The following is an 18322-nucleotide window of genomic DNA, read 5'->3' on the forward strand; positions in this document are numbered from 1 at the left end:
CTATGAAATTTTAATCTTCTTTGCCAACTTACCAATAGTTAACCCTTGTACTATAATAGAGAACACAACCACAAAATAGGTTGCAGCTATAAGCACTTGTTTAAAAGGTCCTTCGGCTATAGACAGAGCCAAAGCAATGGAAACACCTCCACGAAGTCCTCCCCAAACGAGAATTTTTATAGTACCACTCGAGAATTTTTCTTTAAATGGAATTATTAGTGTAGGGATTTTTATTGAGATATATCGAGCAAATAAAACTACGACAATGCAAATACAACCTATCAACCAATAATTTTGAAGATTAGGAATAAGAAGTAGTTCAAATCCTATAAAAAGAAACAATATAGCATTGAACACCTCATCCAATAGTTCCCAAAAGTGTCCAACATGATTACTGGTATTACTTTCTTCATTTTCTTTTCGCTTCCTTTTAGATTCACCAATAATAAGACCTGCAGCAACCATTGCCAAAGGTCCTGAAATATGCATTGCATGAACAATCAATGAACCACCCATTACCACCGATAAAGTTATTAATACCGAGACTTTATAATCATTGGCAGTCCTCATAGCCTTAGCAGCAATATAACCCAGCAGAAGCCCTACTAGAAATCCTCCGCATGCTTCTTTTACAAACAACCAAGCTATGTTAGTTACAGACAAATCTATCGACTCTCCTTGCGCAAGTTTTAGTATCACAGCAAAAACTACTACCGCAACACCATCATTAAAGAGTGACTCTCCTGCAACTTTAGTTTCTACAGACTTCGAAACATTCGCTTGTTTCAGAATGCTCAATACAGCAATAGGATCGGTAGGCGAAATCAGCGAACCAAAAAGTAAACAGTATATAAAAGGAATCTCTAAATGCAAATCTACCATGGGCAGCAATCTGTTTAGCAGGAAATACAGTGCAAATCCAATTACAAATGTTGATATAATAACACTTAATGTAGAAAATATAATAACAGGCACCCGTTGCTCTTTAAGGTCATTTATATTAATATGAATAGCTCCTGCAAAGAGCAGAAAATTAAGCATACCATTCATCAATATTTCCGAGAAATTAAGACTTCCTATCAACGTCGAAAAATCCTGTAAAGGTCCAGTAGTTACCAAATTTCCGATAAACACCAAAAGTATGGAAACAATCATGGCGATAACCATAATTCCAATAGTTGAAGGTAATTTCAGAAACCGTATGTTCACGTAAGAAAAAACCGTAGCGATAACGATAAGAATAGAAAATGAATAGTATAATTCCATTTATGATATTTTTAAGAAGTAAAAACAGAAGTTTGTCACACAAATATAAGAAAAAAGAGTTTTTAATAAGTTGTGTTTATATTTTTGAGCAAAAAAAAGGGATTGCTATTTTAGCAATCCCTTTATATATTTTGAGTTTTAGGTTTTTCTCAACCTAAATAACCCTTAAGTAATTTACTTCTCGAATTTTGGCGTAATCGTTTGATTGCCTTTTCTTTGATTTGTCTAACACGCTCACGCGTTAACTGGAATTTATCTCCAATTTCTTCTAATGTCATCTCTTGACACCCTATACCAAAAAACATTTTGATAATATCACTTTCCCTTTCGGTCAAAGTAGATAGGGCTCTTTCGATTTCCTGTTGAAGAGATTCGTTCATCAATGCACGGTCTGCAATAGGAGCATCATCATTCACTAATACATCAAGTAAGCTATTATCTTCGCCTTCCACAAACGGAGCATCCATCGAAATATGACGGCCTGACACCTTTAGAGAATCGGAAATTTTATCAACTGGAATATCCAATTGTTCTGCCAATTCCTCTGGTGAGGGCTTACGCTCATTTTCTTGCTCAAATTTTGAGAAAGCTTTGCTGATCTTGTTTAGTGAACCTACCTGATTTAAAGGAAGACGTACTATACGCGACTGCTCAGCTAATGCTTGCAAAATAGATTGACGAATCCACCAAACTGCATAACTGATAAATTTAAATCCTCTAGTCTCATCAAATTTCTCAGCTGCTTTAATCAAACCTAAGTTACCTTCGTTAATAAGGTCAGGTAGGCTTAATCCTTGGTTTTGGTATTGTTTTGCCACAGATACCACAAAACGAAGATTAGCTCGTGTAAGTTTTTCTAACGCTGCTCTATCTCCTCGCTTAATGGCCTGAGCCAACTCCACCTCTTCTTCTACAGTGATAAGATCCTCACGACCAATCTCTTGAAGATACTTATCCAAAGATGCACTCTCTCGATTTGTTATCGATTTTGTAATCTTTAACTGTCTCATTTATTCGCTTTAAATATTAATTTTTTTCAAACAAGTGTGCAAAGGTATAAATTAAATATCAATTTTAGGTCACCTAATTATAATAAAAATCACTTCTATGTAATATATCTTTGTTCCTTTAATATAATAACGTTTAACTCCTCATTTTGATCGAAGAGCTAAACGTTATACTTTGTTAATTCGATTTAGAGTTACTATTACTCATTCAAATCAATCGCATAATACTTGGTTCTTCCATTTGCATAGAATCCTGAGATAAATAATCCTTTATCTTGACTTTGAGCTACTGCTTCTATGATTTGCTCTGCTTCTTCGGCAGATGATACTGATCTATTATTAATTTTCATAATAATGAAACCTTTAGTAATTCCACCTTTTTTAAACTTACCATTATCATCCACGCCAGCAACTTCCACACCATAGCTTACACCATATTGTCTCTTTTGCTCTTCTGAGAGATTCTTAAATGCAGCCCCTACAGATGCCAAGCCATCGGTTTTCTTCACAACTGAAGTACTACCTGAACTATTCTTTAAAGTTACCGCAATAGTAGATTGTTTTCCATTTCTGTCAATAGTCAATTCTACTTTATCGCCAGGACGATATCTATTTACTAAGTCTTGAAGTTCTCCTACATTACGAACTTTAGTTTTGTTTATAGCAACAATAGCATCGCCTTCTAATACACCTGCTTCTTTTGCCGGACTACGATCTGCAAAACCTCCTACATAAACACCCTCCTTAACTTTCAGGTTTTTAGCTTTCTCTGGGCTTATATCTTCAACTGCCGCTACATCGCTAATCATAACACCCAGAACAGCGCGTTGAACGGTTCCAAACTCTTTAATATCAGCCACTACTTTTCCTGCAATTGAGATAGGAACAGCAAATCCATACCCTGCAAAGTTTCCGGTTTGAGAATATATTGCTGTATTAATACCAATCAATTGTCCATTAGTATTCACCAATGCACCACCACTGTTACCTGGGTTTATAGCTGCATCAGTTTGGATAAAAGACTGAATAGTCATATCTCCTCCGGGCTTTCCTGCACCTATACCTCCACGTCCTTTGGCACTTACGATTCCTGCAGTTACGGTAGAAGTTAGATTAAAAGGATTACCAACAGCTAATACCCATTCTCCAACCTTCAAGTCATCCGAACTACCAAATGGTATATAAGGAAATTCAGCTCCTTCAATCTTCAACAAAGCAATATCTGTTGTAGGATCGGCTCCAACAAGCTTAGCCGGAAATTTTCTGTTATCATTCATTGTAACCTCTATCTCTGTAGCTTTATCGATCACATGGTTATTTGTAATTACATAACCATCTTTAGAAATAATAACTCCCGATCCGTAACCTACACTTGGCTGAGGATTCATGTATTCGGAACCACCTCGGTCACCAAATCCAAAGAAATACTCAAAAGGATCTACCATTTGTCTTTGGCGACGTCCTGCTACTTCTGTTGACTTCACAGTAGACTTGATATGCACCACTGCATGAATAGAACTCTCAGCTGCTTTAGTAAAATCAGGATAGCCTTCTGCTGTTAAAGAAGCCAGATGCACATTCTTCTGGTCAAAACCTTGTCCATAATTAAATACATCAGCACCACTATAATCAGATCGGCTATTTAAGTAACTATATGTGCCATAAGAAGCACCAATACTAATCAATGCAGCTACCATATAAGTAGAGGCACTTTTCCAAAATTTACTCATATCTAATTCGTTTTTATTTTAAATTAATCATTCAATTTCTTTCTTCAAATGTATAAACAAAAAACATTCACATTTGTACGACTATCTCCATTTTTTAACACTTTTAACCAGTAAAATTTACGCTTAACAGCGTTTAACAAGCTATGAATCAAAGCTAACATTTATTTCAGCTATTGACTGCCAACTTGTCAGCCAAATATGACACAAAAAGAACATTTTCAATAAAGATAGTACTTTTAACAGAACAAGTAATAAAGTTATATCAAAAGTAGATATCTGCGATTTTAGCCATATCCTACATACGTGTCCACACAATAACTCAATTATTAAACAAGACATACCGCGACTCTCTATAATGCCCATAAAACAATCATTTTTGAATGATAACCCACCATAGATTTCGTCACTCAATTTACGGTGAACAGAAGAAACTACTTCCTTTTATAAAATAGGTTGAATACTATTCAATCACATCAGTTAAAAGCAAATAGACTTATCAATTGTAGAAAATAAATTGCCCATATGTAAATACAACATATGGGCAATCTTTATTATAATTGGAAATAACAGGAGTTATTTATCCTTTGGTAGCAAGTTTATATTAGAAGTATATTTCTTGATTACTAATACTATCCACATAGAAAGTACGAACGGAAATGTCAATGTAGTCCAGCCATGGTCTATCATCCATATGTCGATAAGGGTAGACAAAACAACGGCAATAAACACATAAATACCATCACGGGGCTTAAGACCACTACAGGCAATACCGCATAATACTGCATTGAAACTGAAAATACCGGCAGTAATCTGATCCACAGGTTCATGAAAGTGATGTGATATAGCCACACTGATGATAGAAGCCACAAATCCGTATAATGCACCTATAGGTGAATTAATAAATACAGCAATTATAAAGATGAGACCAGCAATAACACTTCCCTGAAATATAACTTGTCCGAAGGCATGACCTTCAATCCAAAAGTCTTCCAGTGCAGTAATATCCACAAAATGCTCTGACACTGTAGGTAGAGCCAAGTGAGGAATACTTAGAATAAATAGAAGAACCCAAGTAACCAAAATGAATGGAAATGTAAAAGCCGGAAACTTCTTGCGAAGAGCAATCTCCATCAATACTGTACTCATAGCAGATCCTATAATAATTGCCAATGCAACCCAGATATTAAACTGAAAATAGAAAACTAGTGCAACGCCAACTAAAGTTGCATTGAAACCATAAAGACCATCTTCAATATTGGTTTTGTCGAATTTAAGAATCTTCGCTGTCAAAACTCCTACTATATTGCTGAGCAGCGCAGCTACTCCCATCCATATCGAATCATAACAAATAGCAATAAGAAAAAGTATTCCTGTCCAATAGTTGGCTTGTAGCATAATTTGTCCAAAACCACGAAAGACAGATTTAGAAAAAGTTAGAACATTGTCCATCTTATTAATAATAAATTATAACGGCAAATACTTAAGTCCATTTTTGACATCAGAACAAAAAAAAGAGAATTCACAATTACTTATTCCCTTATACACTTTTATCTATTTCAATTAAAGGTGTTGTTAAAAATTTAACAACACCTTTTTTTAACTTCGAGTCATATAATACTAGTTACTCTGTAACTTTATATCTATCTCCAGTTTGTTTAACCACTTCGTCGTAGAATTTTTGAGGATACCCTACACGTTGCGGTGCCGATGGGTTACCATGTTCATTACGGATAAATTCTCCATCTTTTTCTTTGCGAACAATTCCGTCCATATATTTAATGGTTAAAAATTCTCCCAATTTTTTCCACTTATCAAAAGCGTACTGAGCTTGCTCATTACTATATTCAGTTAAGTAAGCTACAGCCTTAGCCGGAGAATCCGCATATAATTGTGATGCCTTATTTTCAATCTCTGATTGTTGAGACAAAAATTTAGACTCTAGCTCCTGTTGTACTTTTAGTAAATCTGGATGCATATAGTTATATTTACCATAAACCATGTTAGATACCCAATTATTAATCCAGAAAGCAGAAGTCCAAGAGAAGTTGTATAAATCGCCATTCCCAACTCTGAACGATTCGGGTATTTGTGTTACAGAAGCATACATCGGAGTAAATACAGTATGTGCAGGATCATCCACACCAAACCAAAGCACTCCACCTATCGGATTAGGTAACCACGAACGCATTTGAGATACGAAAACAAAACCAGCTTGTTGTGTTGCAATAGGACGCTCGTTACAGTATTTCACCGAATCGACCTCCCACTCTAGCGGAGCCCAACGATAAGGAGCCTCAAAAGGTCCTGCACCAATATCAAAACGCCAATCTAATGGAGTACCTTCGTAATGATCTCTCATCATATCTTTCAAATCGGTCAGACTTACTTTTCTATCAGGTTTAATATACAATGGCATTGGCTCATATGTTTGCCCTAAAGCATAAGTAACAAATCCTGCCATATCTTTATTAAAACGATTAAAGAAACTCCAAACACGAGCCTCACAATAACGCTGTCCACCAAAGTCTAGAGGATTATATGCCTTTGCAAAACTAAAGTCTGCATCTTTTCCTGAAAAATATCCTTTTTCGCGAGCAAAAGAAATCACATCTTTCGAATAAAGACAATCCTTAGAACCCTTCAATGGAAATTGTTGTATACGTGCTTGGTTTGCATGTGCCGAAATACAATCGTCTGGAATACGTACAGCAACCCAAACTGCGCCTTTATTACCTTTTCCTTTTCCAATCATTTCCATCACCCACACTTCGTTAGGATCAGCAATAGAAAAAGACTCGCCGCCACTTGCATAGCCATATTCAGCAACAAGATCAGTCATCACTGTTATAGCCTCACGAGCTGTTTTAGCGCGTTGTAAGGTAATATATATAAGACTGCCATAATCCACAATACCATCAGGATCAACCAAACCATCACGTCCTCCAAATGTAGATTCAGAAATAGTCAGCTGATGCTCGTTCATATTTCCTACAACATTATAAGTCTCGGCTACTTGCTTTATTTCACCTAAAAATTTACCCGAATCCCAGTCGTATACTTTCAGCATTTCTCCCGGTGCATATTTTTTTGCTGGCCAATGATATAATTCTCCATATAGAGAATAAGAATCAGCAGAATAAGTTATCATAGTAGAACCGTCAGTTGATGCTGCTTTTCCTACCAACAAACTTGTACACGCAAAGCTTGTCGAAAAAGTAGTAATAACCGAAAAAAGTAACAATAAAGCCTTTTTCATCATTTTTTTCTTTGTAATATTTTATTAAATTTGTTTCTATGTTGTAAATATACTTATAAAAAAATAAAAGCAAAGTAGGCTTTATGGGTCTTTTCAACACAATTTAATATAATCAAAACATTTTAATGATAATAGAATATAAAACATGTTTTACAATATAAATTTTTACTTGGAACTTATACAATAAACATGTTTCTTTGTATCGATAACCTAAAACAATCTTTTTACCTTAAACACTAATACCTAAATTAACTCATAAAAGGAGATTTTGTGAAAAATCTCCTTTTATTATTTTAAAGATCTTCAAATTCTCATTATTTTTTCTCAAATACATCAGACTGAAGTCCCAGACCTTATTATTTATCGAGTTAGCATAACTACCAAAGGCTCATAAAACTATAAAATATAGCAATAGATATTTTACAGCAAATTATTATTTATATTTGCAAACAAATTTCTTTTAATCAAATTAAGAAAACCCCTATTTATGAGAAGCTTATATCTTTTAAGTACTCTTATTATCCTTGGTATCTTACATCCAACTCAGAACGCTGCCGCAACTGGCATAAACGACAAAGTCTTAAAAGGAAATGCAGTATACTCAATATACGAATTATCTCCTAAGACAACTGCTATTGTTATTAATTATGCAGAAACTGACTCTGCTACGGTTTTCGATAAAATATTTGACAGAATAGAGGAACAAGACTCTATTAAGGCAAATTGGTTTTACTCTCAATTCGATGAAGCAATACCCATTAGAGGAGTACAGATAGTCGATAGTCTAGGAGTATATAGTCTGCTATATAATGAAAAAGTAGAGAAAGAGATGAAACCACATGTAGAGAAAGACTTTTACGTGTATGGCACAAAAGGCTTTGATGTTCTGAAACCTCAAAAAGTTATTTTTGGATTGGATGAATGCAAAACCAATATATTTGCTTTCACACTAAACGGTTTCGATTCAAGCAAAAACGGAAAGCCGATTTTTGCCAGCGATAAAAAGATAGAATTAGTTTACGGACGAAACTACAAAGAGGCAGAAGCTAAAATAAATGACTATTACAGCAATATTGAAGCAGACTACGCTGACAATATACCGACTAAAGTATATGCTAATATAGGGAATCTGTATTTTACTTATACAGATGATTTTAAGTGGAGAGATACATTTAGTTTTGACAATACCGAATGCTTCTTTCCTTCACGTGCAATATTCAGATTAGAAAAAGATGGAACAGTTGTTCCTGTATGGACAGATGGATTAGATTTATTTGGAATACCTTGTAATTAAAACTCCATATCTTATATTAAACCAAAATTAAGGTATAAACTCTTTAGTCGAGTTTGTACCTTAATTCGTCTAATAGGAACGGAAAGAACGATGTGTCTACTCCCGCTGCTATAAGTTCTTTAGCATCCTCTTCGAATAAGGCTACAAATTGATTGAAGTCAGATGATTTTCTTACGGCCTTTAAATAAAAATCTAATGCTGTTTTCTTGTGATTTAAACACAACTCCACATGCCCTGCATTTAAAAAATCGTGAACATTAGGTTTATCAGCCAATATCTGTTGGTAATATTGTTGTGCCAACTCAAACTTTCTTAAAAGAAATGCAGTCCAAGCAATAGGACGCCACGATTTAGAGCTTTTACTATCTAAGACCTCTATTTTGAAATAGCAATTCAATGCCTTATCATACTCTCCTAAATCCAAATAGCAATGACCTATATTTAGCTCCAGATTCAAATTATTAGGATTCAGCTGAGCTGCACGCTGATAGTATTCCAACGCACGTTGTGGATCCTTCAACGACTTATAAACCTGTGCAATTCTCTTTATAATCCAAGAATTATCAGGAGACAATAATTCGGCTTGTAAAAAAGCATCCAATGCCCCTTTCAGATCATCTAGCATTTGTTTACAGTAACCCAACTTTTGCCAAAGATCAGATTCAAAAGCACCGTTATCTATCAATTTTTGATAAATACCTAATGCCTCAGAAAAGAAATTCTTATCAAAACAATAGTTTGCAATTTGCAGCATACTGTTATGATCTGAAATCAATGGGCTGATAGATTTTTTATCATAAAAGTTTAACCTCAATTTGAATATATCAAAGAAGTTATTTTTATATGGATATAGCTTGAAGAAGCGATATAAATCTTGAATATATTGATTAGATATTATTTCCTCACCCACTTTAGAGTTTAGAGATTCGGCTTCCTTTTGCATTTCTTTTAACTGATCCGACTCTTCACCAAAACGACCCGCCATCATTTGTCTTTGACTCGATGGTATTTGCATCAAACTAAAAGCAAACGAATACTTATCTGAATTACACATATGTGATGAATTCAGAACAGCGGTTTGCAATAACGCATTTAAGCCTTCTTTGTCCGAAAACAGAGGTTGAAGTTCCGAATATTGAGCATCAAAAGGTAAAAACCAATTGCTAAGTTCGCCAAAGAATGGAAAATTCTTTAAACTCGAAAATGTAGAGTGAAAAACGTCTGCCCCCTCCATTTGTAAGCTCGAATACTCTTGTAATTTATTAGCCAATCCCGAATTTTCGAGTTCTTTTTGCCAATCCGGATTTTTATCTGCAAAATCAGTTTCACCCATCAAATCCTGCATATTCAATTTTTTGCCAGCAAGCGAATTGAATTTCATCATCTCAGGTATAATTTCCTCTGTCAACTTACGGCTAATTTCTTCTGTCTCGCGTGAGCGAATCAATTGTTTTACCACAGCTAGCACCGATCTTCGAAAAGTTTCATCTTCGGCTAAAGCATCTAACTTGAATTGGCACTCAGGATATAATTGCCAACGTACATCATACATCTGCAAAACAATGATAAGGCCAACTATAGCACGCAACCTAATAGAATTTTCTTCAGATTGACAAGCATTCATCAACACACAAAGTTTACGTCCATCAAAACGATGAAATAAATTCAGTGTCAAAGCTGATATAAATAATAATTTCTCACGAACTGGAACTTCCTCTTGATTGAGGAAAGATATATACTCAGCCTCATCTTGCTCGCTTGCTCGTGCCGAAATAAACATATAATTAAATAGCTCAGATCCGGTGCGCTCTCTTTTAACCGATAACTCTCGCAACTTTGCCTGCTTAATATCTCCAGCTTCCAGAAGATCAGCCAAAGCCCAAGATTCAGTTACATCTTTCAGTTGCTTTTTTATTTCACTCAAAGTTAAGGGTGTGCGAACTGTATTAATTCTCAATCGTTCGTAAAAAATATTAGACGAATCTATCGTCAATAATTCATCTGAGGCATCATCAGTAAGCTCATATAAAGTCCTTAGAATAGTATTGTAAATAGTATCCTTTTGAGGATCAACTGTATCCTCAAAAGGATAATGCAACATGTATTTGTAATTGGTTTCTAACTCACTTAGTTTCTCCGAGGCATGCCAATCTTGAGTATTTACTACCAACTTTGTCAATAGTTCAAAAGCATCTTTCAACTGCCTTTTTGACAGTTTCTCAAATACCTCTTTCTTATATGTAAGTGCATTTTTATAATCCATAATTTCGATTCAGCATTATTAGTGATAAACTAGGCACTTATATCAATCGTTTAATATTAAAGTAGATGGAACATCTTTTTCCCATGAGGGATATCTCTCTCTTAGGTTTTTCCAACTCTTTAAGCTCACCATCAATAAATCGTGCTTCTTAAAAATATCAACATCTATCGGAATGTTATTGTTCCACAATTGAAACAAGTAAGGATTAACCGCCTTAATACCTCTAACACTCTTTACAAATTCAATAGAATTATCCATCAAACCAATTGCATCCCAAAGGGTTATACGAACATATGAATTCTGAGTAAGGCGTTCCATAAAATCTCCAACGAAGATGTCGTCTTCATCAAGAATGGGAACTATAACATTTTTGATCTCTGTTAAACCTCTATCAATAAATATGCCAACCGACAAATTACTATTTTTCAAGACAGAATGTGTTCCATCACCCAACGATAAGACATCGCGATTCGTCACCCTCTTATTTTTCTTTAAGAACGAAAATAAATGAGCAGGAAAACGTAATAATTTAGTAGAGAGACCTAAAAACTGACCTAATAGATTTCCTTGATATATAGAATAATGTGCACCAATCAACAAAAGATCATAATCGCCATCATTAGATAGTTTTACTATTTTGGCAAAAGGTTCGGAGGCTACTTCAAACATTGTATTAACTGGCTGACCCAATTCTCGAGCCTTTTCTAGAATAGGCTCAAAAGTGTCACGCTCTTCGTCCTCTATACTATACTGATACAGATTATTACCAGGGGTAAAGTGTACCATATTGATCTCTGAATAGTTTTGACTCTTCTTCACAAAAGAATTAGCTATCAGTAGCAGCTTTTCCCCTAGCTCAATATTTTTAAATGGAGCTAATATTTTATATACTTTGCGTTCTGTGATATTTGCCGGAACTCTATTTTTAAAGATTCTGTCAATAAGATCAAGCAGGGGGCTTGTCATAAAAGTTGTAACTAGAGCCATTACAACCATCATTGCAAATACTTCGGGCGTAAGAATCCCCAGATCATAACCTATATTAAGTACCACAAGCTCCATTAACCCTCTGGTGTTCATCAATGCCCCTATGGTCATGCTCGATTTCCAATCAAAACCTATGAACCTCGATACTAAAGCTCCTCCCACAAGTTTACCTGTTGTTGCAATTAAAATAATTATTCCGCAGATCATCCAAAGATAGCCGTCATTCAACAAGCCTATCCGTGTATTCAAACCCGTATATACAAAGAATAAAGGAAGGAGTATCACCAATGAAATATCCTCAATCTTATCTATAAATAGTTTTCTAAAATTGATGTTAGGAGGCATTATAACTCCTGCTAAGAAAGCACCAAACAAGGGGTGAATACCAATTATACTGGTTAGATAAGAAGATAGAAATAATACTAAAAAGAAGATACCTATAATTGACTTACTTATAATATTTTTTGATGTTTGCAGATCGGCAACTCTCTGTAAGAAAGGACGTACCAATTTGAACATCAAAATAACATATACCACTGCAAAAAAGATCACATATAAAGAACTTACAAAAGTACCCGCCTTTGCGATAGCTATAACTGCCGCTAAAAGACACCAAGCCGTAATATCATCAACCGCAGCACAAGTTATCACCATAGCACCCAGAGGAGTCTTATTTAACCCTCTCTCATGCACAATCCTTGCCAATACGGGGAAAGCCGTTATACTCATTGCTATTCCCATAAATAAGGCAAAGGACACAAAATGCCCATTGGGGTGAGAAAAGTAAGGATAAATAAAATACGAGAATATAATACCTAATGTAAATAAAATAGCAATACAGGTATGACTTATCAGTACGGCATCATTAGCTCTATTTTTCAACACCTTTAGATCTAATTCCATCCCTACAATAAACATAAAGAGAATCAAACCTATTTCACTAAGAAGCTTTATACTACCTATAGATGACTCAGGAAAGATAAGCTCCGACATTTCAGGAAAGAATGCTCCTAAAAGAGATGGACCTAGTACAATACCTGCTATAATCTCGCCAATAACAGTTGGTTGTCCAATCTTTTGACAAACCCAACCAAACAGACGTACAAAACAGAGAATAACAATTATTTGTAGAATTAATAAAGCCGTAGAACCCGTTGCTTCTTGAATAACGGATGTAGAAAAATTGGTCCATGCCGAATGTTGACTAACAATCTCATTCCCATCCAATGAGGGTTGTAATTGATTCTGACCTAAAGACAATACAAAATAGATTATAACAGATAATACACCTATAACTGATATATAAAATATAAGGTTTTTATGTTTACTCATACGATTAGCACATAATTCATTTGGATGCAAATATATAAATTTTGCGCTAGACGACTGCCCTAATTAGGACAGATAATAGTCTTCACTTTTTTACAGGTGTAGAAAACTTTTCACTAACTTTGGGAGCATTAAGCTATAAAGCTTTCAAATTATTTCAATAAAATAATGGCTTTTTAGATTTTAAAGAATAACGTTTATATTTTAGATTACTTACATAATCACCATTAAACATATATATTCTGATGAATGACGAATTAAAACAAATTGGGCTGCGACTTAAAGGTTTACGTGATGCGTTAGAGCTTACAAAAGCTGAGTTTGCAGCATCATGTGACATTCCGCTCGAAGACTATATCGAGTACGAAGCAGGGAAAAAAGATTTTTCTATCAGCCTACTCAAAAAAATTGCCACACAGTACAATGTAGACATTACAACTCTCATGTTTGATGAAGAACCTCGTATGAATAGCTATGCTATTACACGAAAAGAAAAAGGGTTAGCAATCAAACGTGTTGAAGAATATCAATATCAGGCTTTAGCAACAGGGTTCGCAAACAGAAAGGCTGATATTTTTATAGTTACAGTAGAACCAAAAGCTGATGATACACCAATCCACCTGAGTAAACACTCCGGACAAGAATTTAACCTTGTATTTAAAGGTAGACTCTTACTCCAGATCAATGGAAAAGATCTTATTCTAGAAAAAGGCGACAGCCTCTACTTCGACCCCAGCTTACCTCATGGGATGAAAGCTTTAGATGGTAAGCCTGTCAAATTTTTAGCAGTAATAGTTTAAGGTATTACACTTTTTTATTGCTTTGGTAAATAAAAACTGTAATTGTAGTTTTTTTTACTAAAGTAAGACAACAATTAAGTATTTTCAAATTACTTTCAACAAATAGGTCTAAGACCCTAATTTAAAGAAACTATGCTAGAGAAATTTTTAAAACAAATAGAATTTACATCTACCGAGGATTTCAAAAATAATTTTCACGTAAATATTCCCGACAACTTTAACTTTGCCTATGACATTGTAGATGAATGGGCAAAAACAAAACCTTCTAAGATTGCACTTTGCTGGTCTAATGAAGAAGGAGAACATATAGACTTTACATTTCAAGATATAAAAGAACAGAGCGACAAGGCTGCATCATTCTTCCAATCACTAGGTATTGGCAAAGGAGATAAAGTGATGTTAATACTAAAACGACGTTACGAGTTTTGGTTTGCTATTGTCGGACTACATAAAATAGGAGCTGTAGCAATTCCTGCTACACATTTGTTAACTCCAAAAGATATTATTTACAGAAACAATGCAGCTGATATAAAAGCTATTGTAACAACAGATGACGATCTTATCCGCAAACATGTAGATGAAGCATTATCACAATCTCCTACCATAAAACATCTTATTACATGGGGAGATAATACACCCGATGGTTGGAAAAATTTCTATAAAGGATTAGATAATGCAAAACCATTCGCTCGTCCTGAACATGTAAATAACAACGAAGATATTTCGATACTTTATTTTACTTCAGGAACTACAGGTGAACCAAAGATGGTAATCCACAATTTCACCTATCCATTGGGACATATCGTTACAGCAAAATATTGGCATAACCTCACGGAAGACAGTGTACACTTAACTGTATCTGATACAGGTTGGGCAAAAGCAGTATGGGGAAAGCTATACGGACAATGGATTGTTGGGGCAACAGTAGTAGCTTACGATCACGAAAAATTCACATCAGCTAAAATGCTTGAATTGATCGAAAAATATAAAATCACATCATTTTGTGCACCTCCCACAGTTTATCGATTTATGATTCGTGACGATATCAGCAAATACGATTTATCGTCTCTTAAGTATTGCACAACAGCCGGAGAAGCCCTCAATGCATCGGTATTTGAGGCATTCTATAAGGCTACTGGAATCAAAATGATGGAGGCATTCGGACAAACAGAAACTACTCCTACCATTATAACCTTCCCTTGGTTAGAACCTAAACCCGGAGCAATGGGTGTTTCTAATCCTGCTTACGATATTGATCTTATCACTGCTGAAGGACGTTCTGCTGAAGAAGGAGAATCTGGCGAGGTAGTCATAAAAACAAATAATGGGATAAAACCTCTTGGGTTATTTATGGGATACTATAGAGACGAAGCTCTTACCAATCAGGTATATTATGATAATGTATACCACACAGGTGATGTAGCCTGGAGAGACGAAGATGGTTATTTTTGGTTTATAGGTCGCCTCGATGATGTTATTAAAAGCTCTGGTTACAGAATCGGACCATTCGAAGTAGAAAGTGCTCTAATGACCCATCCTGCCGTTGTAGAATGTGCTATAACAGGTGTACCTGACGAAATACGAGGTCAGATAATAAAAGCAACTATTGTTTTAGCATCCGATTACAAAGCTAAAGCTGGAGAAGCTCTTATAAAAGAAATACAAGACCATGTAAAAAAAGTTACTGCCCCCTATAAATATCCGCGAATTATAGAATTTGTGGAAGAACTCCCCAAGACAATTAGTGGTAAAATAAAACGGGCGGAAATACGAAAAAGATAAAGATGAAAGAAAAATAAGAAAACTCTTTATAGATACCTGCCTATATTACAATAGGCAGGTATTTTTTTGATTCGAGATTTTATTAACTTTGTGAGGTCACAAACTTATTTATCTCTTGGAATAGTTTAATAAACCACCAAGTATATATCACCTGATAAGATCTTGATAAATAAGATTGTAGTTATTTTATATAAAATGAAAAAGGAAAATTCAAAAAAGAACCGAATAGTTATAAAAATAGGTAGTAATGTACTTACCAGAAAGGATGGCACATTAGATGTTACCCGAATGTCTGCATTAGTTGATCAGATTGCCGCATTACGTAAATCGGGGATTGAAATTATTCTTGTTTCTTCAGGTGCCGTGGCATCAGGTAAATCAACAATTAGTCCAAAGTCTAAATTAGACGTAGTTTCTGCCCGACAATTATACTCGGCAATAGGTCAGGTAAAGCTTATCAATCAATACTTTACACTTTTTGATAACTATAATATTGTTTGTGGTCAGATATTAGCAACCAAAGAAGATTTTGCAACTCGTCGACATTACCTCAATCAACGTAATTGCATGACTGTTATGCTTCAAAATGGAGTAACACCCATTGTTAATGAAAATGATACCATTTCGGTCAACGAATTAATGTTCACAGACAACGACGAATTATCAGGTTTAGTTGCAACGATGATGAATTGTCAAACATTAATTATATTAAGCAATATTGATGGTATATATAATGGCAACCCTGTTGACCCTAAAGCGAGCGTAATTGCTGAAATAGATCCTAAGAAAGATCAGATAGAAGAGTTTATACAAACCTCTAAATCGACATCGGGACGTGGAGGAATGCAAACTAAATACAATATTGCCCGAAAGATAGCTGAAGAAGGCATAGAAGTAATAATAGCTAACGGAAAGAAAGATGATATATTATTGAATCTCATTTCTGATCCTAAAACTATATGTACACGATTCAAACCTTCTAAAAAGGCAGTTTCTAATGTTAAGAAATGGATTGCACATTCAGAAAGCTTTGCCAAAGGCGAAGTACATATCAACGACGGTGCAAAAGAAGCTCTCATCAGTGAAAAAGCTGTTAGCCTACTACCTGTTGGTATAGTAAAAATAGAGGGAGACTTTGAAGTGGACGATATAGTAAAAATTATTGATAATAAGAAAAAGCAAATCGGAGTTGGTCGTATTGCTTTTGATAGTAAAACCGTAGAAAAACTTATAGGCAAGAGTAATGAAAAACCAATTATACATTACGACTACTTATATATTGATAAATCATAAACAAAATGGACGACACGAAACAGCTGTTTGAAGCAGCCAAAACAGCAGGACGAAATTTACTTCTTTTAAAGGATGAACAAATCAATTCTTTACTGGAAGCTATTGCAAAGGAAACTGAAGCAAAAATACATTATATTCTTTCAGAGAACCTAAAGGATCTGCAAAGAATGGATAAAGATAATCCTAAATACGATAGATTAAAACTCACCGAAGAACGTATTATGGGAATTGTTTCTGATATTCGAAATATAATTAACCTCCCCTCTCCTATTGGTAGAATTCTTGATAAGAAAACACTTGATAATGGTTTACACTTAACTAAAAAAGCAGTTCCATTCGGAGTGATAGGAGTTATATTTGAAGCTCGCCCAAATGTTTGCTTTGACGTATTCTCTCTATGTTTCAAATCCGGAAATGTATGTCTATTAAAAGGAGGTTCCGATGCCACCTTTTCAAATCGAGCCATAGTCGAAATAATAAGAGGCGTTCTCGATGATTACGATGCAAATCCCAATATATGCACACTCTTACCTAATGATAGAGAAGTTATTGACGAGCTCTTAAGTGCAAGAGAATATGTAGACCTTATTATACCAAGAGGAGGTAGTTCTCTTATTAACTATGTGAGAGATAATGCACGTATCCCCTTTATAGAAACTGGTGCAGGAGTATGCCATACCTATTTCCACACAACAGGAAATAAAGACATTGCTCAACAAATAGTACATAATGCAAAAATAAGACGAGTAAGCGTATGTAACACTCTTGATTGCCTTGTTATCGATAGAGATAGGTTGAATGATCTACCATACATCTGTGAAAATCTAAAGAATGATCATGTTGTAATTTATGCCGACAAATTAGCATATGAAAGTTTACATGATCATTACCCATCCAAATTATTAAAAGAGGCATCCACTGATAGTTTTGGAACTGAATTTCTAGACTATAAGATGGCTGTTAAAACAGTAAATAATATCCATGATGCTATTGATCACATTTCAAAATATGGATCAAAACACAGCGAAGCCATTATAACCGAAGATGAGTCGGCAACCATTCTATTCGAGTCTCTCATCGATGCAGCATGTGTATACGTAAATGCTTCCACAGCATTTACTGACGGTTCTCAATTCGGACTTGGAGCAGAAATAGGAATCAGCACACAAAAGATGCACGCTCGAGGCCCTATGGCTCTACAAGAACTTTGTAGCTATAAATGGATTATTGAAGGTAGCGGACAAACAAGAAAACCCTAAGGTCTCAGACCTTTCATTCCGTTGGTAAACATAATACGTATAGATTGTTATCGTAT

Annotated in this window: 12 protein-coding genes; 5 read left to right on the forward strand and 7 right to left on the reverse strand. The window is 35.0% G+C overall.

What is annotated here, in order from left to right; translation table 11 throughout:
• The 5 genes from IR022_RS07430 to IR022_RS07450 all read right to left on the reverse strand — a co-directional run bounded on the left by IR022_RS07430 (position 1) and on the right by IR022_RS07450 (position 7259).
• On the reverse strand, positions 1-1266 hold the full coding sequence (locus IR022_RS07430; RefSeq protein WP_194203239.1) for a cation:proton antiporter: 1266 nt from the start codon (positions 1264-1266) through the stop codon (positions 1-3).
• Between the two features lie 149 nt (positions 1267-1415).
• Positions 1416-2276, reverse strand: a complete 861-nt coding sequence (locus IR022_RS07435; protein WP_050708991.1) for an RNA polymerase sigma factor RpoD/SigA — start codon at positions 2274-2276, stop codon at positions 1416-1418.
• 197 nt (positions 2277-2473) lie between these two features.
• Positions 2474-4003: a Do family serine endopeptidase gene (locus tag IR022_RS07440; RefSeq protein ID WP_194203240.1), complete on the reverse strand. Its 1530-nt coding sequence runs from the start codon at positions 4001-4003 to the stop codon at positions 2474-2476.
• A gap of 573 nt (positions 4004-4576) precedes the next feature.
• Complete coding sequence (locus IR022_RS07445) at positions 4577-5452, reverse strand: urea transporter (protein WP_194203241.1); 876 nt, start codon at positions 5450-5452, stop codon at positions 4577-4579.
• A 172-nt stretch (positions 5453-5624) separates the two neighbouring features.
• On the reverse strand, positions 5625-7259 hold the full coding sequence (locus IR022_RS07450) for a dipeptidase (protein WP_194203370.1): 1635 nt from the start codon (positions 7257-7259) through the stop codon (positions 5625-5627).
• 487 nt (positions 7260-7746) lie between these two features.
• Between IR022_RS07450 and IR022_RS07455 the strand changes: the two genes are divergently transcribed.
• On the forward strand, positions 7747-8553 hold the full coding sequence (locus IR022_RS07455; RefSeq protein ID WP_194203242.1) for a hypothetical protein: 807 nt from the start codon (positions 7747-7749) through the stop codon (positions 8551-8553).
• A gap of 43 nt (positions 8554-8596) precedes the next feature.
• Here the strand turns inward: IR022_RS07455 and IR022_RS07460 are convergent, their stop codons facing one another.
• Together IR022_RS07460 and IR022_RS07465 are read right to left on the reverse strand one after the other, a co-directional pair.
• Positions 8597-10816 carry a tetratricopeptide repeat protein gene (locus IR022_RS07460; protein ID WP_194203243.1) on the reverse strand — a complete coding sequence of 740 codons (2220 nt, stop codon included), beginning with the start codon at positions 10814-10816 and terminating at the stop codon, positions 8597-8599.
• 42 nt (positions 10817-10858) lie between these two features.
• The gene (locus IR022_RS07465) at positions 10859-13135 is read right to left on the reverse strand and encodes a cation:proton antiporter (protein ID WP_194203244.1); all 2277 of its coding nucleotides are present in this window, start codon (positions 13133-13135) and stop codon (positions 10859-10861) included.
• Positions 13136-13377: 242 nt separating this feature from the next.
• On the opposite strand from IR022_RS07465, the gene IR022_RS07470 reads away from it, so the two are divergent.
• The 4 genes from IR022_RS07470 to IR022_RS07485 all read left to right on the forward strand — a co-directional run bounded on the left by IR022_RS07470 (position 13378) and on the right by IR022_RS07485 (position 18266).
• Entirely contained in the window at positions 13378-13932 is a 555-nt protein-coding gene (locus IR022_RS07470) for a helix-turn-helix domain-containing protein (RefSeq protein WP_194203245.1), read from the forward strand.
• 132 nt (positions 13933-14064) lie between these two features.
• Entirely contained in the window at positions 14065-15714 is a 1650-nt protein-coding gene (locus IR022_RS07475) for an AMP-binding protein (protein ID WP_050708983.1), read from the forward strand.
• A gap of 195 nt (positions 15715-15909) precedes the next feature.
• On the forward strand, positions 15910-17007 hold the full coding sequence (proB, locus tag IR022_RS07480; RefSeq protein ID WP_050708982.1) for a glutamate 5-kinase: 1098 nt from the start codon (positions 15910-15912) through the stop codon (positions 17005-17007).
• A 5-nt stretch (positions 17008-17012) separates the two neighbouring features.
• Positions 17013-18266 (forward strand): glutamate-5-semialdehyde dehydrogenase, encoded by a 1254-nt coding sequence (locus IR022_RS07485; RefSeq protein WP_194203246.1) that lies wholly within the window; start codon positions 17013-17015, stop codon positions 18264-18266.
• Positions 18267-18322 lie beyond the last annotated feature (56 nt).

Source organism: Dysgonomonas sp. GY617 (assembly GCF_015233815.1).
Taxonomy (GTDB): domain Bacteria; phylum Bacteroidota; class Bacteroidia; order Bacteroidales; family Dysgonomonadaceae; genus Dysgonomonas_A.

Excerpts from the sequence above, each read along its gene's own strand:
- IR022_RS07450 (WP_194203370.1), bottom strand. The coding sequence starts at position 7,259 with ATGAAAAAGGCTTTATTGTTACTTTTTTCGGTTATTACTACTTTTTCG.
- IR022_RS07445 (WP_194203241.1), bottom strand. The coding sequence starts at position 5,452 with ATGGACAATGTTCTAACTTTTTCTAAATCTGTCTTTCGTGGTTTTGGA.
- IR022_RS07455 (WP_194203242.1), top strand. The coding sequence starts at position 7,747 with ATGAGAAGCTTATATCTTTTAAGTACTCTTATTATCCTTGGTATCTTA.
- IR022_RS07430 (WP_194203239.1), bottom strand. The coding sequence starts at position 1,266 with ATGGAATTATACTATTCATTTTCTATTCTTATCGTTATCGCTACGGTT.
- IR022_RS07460 (WP_194203243.1), bottom strand. The coding sequence starts at position 10,816 with ATGGATTATAAAAATGCACTTACATATAAGAAAGAGGTATTTGAGAAA.
- IR022_RS07465 (WP_194203244.1), bottom strand. The coding sequence starts at position 13,135 with ATGAGTAAACATAAAAACCTTATATTTTATATATCAGTTATAGGTGTA.
- IR022_RS07475 (WP_050708983.1), top strand. The coding sequence starts at position 14,065 with ATGCTAGAGAAATTTTTAAAACAAATAGAATTTACATCTACCGAGGAT.
- IR022_RS07470 (WP_194203245.1), top strand. The coding sequence starts at position 13,378 with ATGAATGACGAATTAAAACAAATTGGGCTGCGACTTAAAGGTTTACGT.
- IR022_RS07485 (WP_194203246.1), top strand. The coding sequence starts at position 17,013 with ATGGACGACACGAAACAGCTGTTTGAAGCAGCCAAAACAGCAGGACGA.
- IR022_RS07435 (WP_050708991.1), bottom strand. The coding sequence starts at position 2,276 with ATGAGACAGTTAAAGATTACAAAATCGATAACAAATCGAGAGAGTGCA.
- proB (WP_050708982.1), top strand. The coding sequence starts at position 15,910 with ATGAAAAAGGAAAATTCAAAAAAGAACCGAATAGTTATAAAAATAGGT.
- IR022_RS07440 (WP_194203240.1), bottom strand. The coding sequence starts at position 4,003 with ATGAGTAAATTTTGGAAAAGTGCCTCTACTTATATGGTAGCTGCATTG.